This window comes from Salinimicrobium oceani (genome assembly GCF_012037645.1).
The window spans coordinates 1-343 of sequence record NZ_JAAVJR010001222.1 but is presented as its reverse complement, the minus strand read 5'-3'; the positions used below and the strand labels follow the sequence as shown (position 1 = coordinate 343).

The window sequence follows — 343 nt, the reverse complement described above, 5'->3', positions numbered from 1 at the left end:
AGCTTCAGAAACATTCTCTACAGTTTTATTGATCATTATTGGTTGTTTTATTCGGAAAAATACAAAAATAATGGGCCTGTAGCAATGCTTCAGGCCCATTATTAATTATTCTGCAATTAAACTATAAAAGCTTAAAAATCCAGCTCATCGGGCAGACTGTCTTCATCATCTGAAGCAGCTTTTCCGTAGGAATCACAGTCGGTTTGAATAGTTACTACTTCAGGCCTGGGAAAAGGTCCTTTAGGAACATTAAGTTGTTTATCTGCATAGACCTTTTTCATATAAATACCCCAGATAGGTAATGCCATAGCGGCTCCCTGTCCGTACAAAATAGAACCAAAAT

General features: G+C 37.0%; 1 protein-coding gene. It reads right to left on the bottom strand.

The window, feature by feature from the left end:
- Positions 1-131 precede the first annotated feature (131 nt).
- Positions 132-343, bottom strand: a 212-nt coding sequence (locus HC175_RS21555) for a hypothetical protein (RefSeq protein WP_209310176.1), incomplete at its 5' end; no start/stop codon positions are given.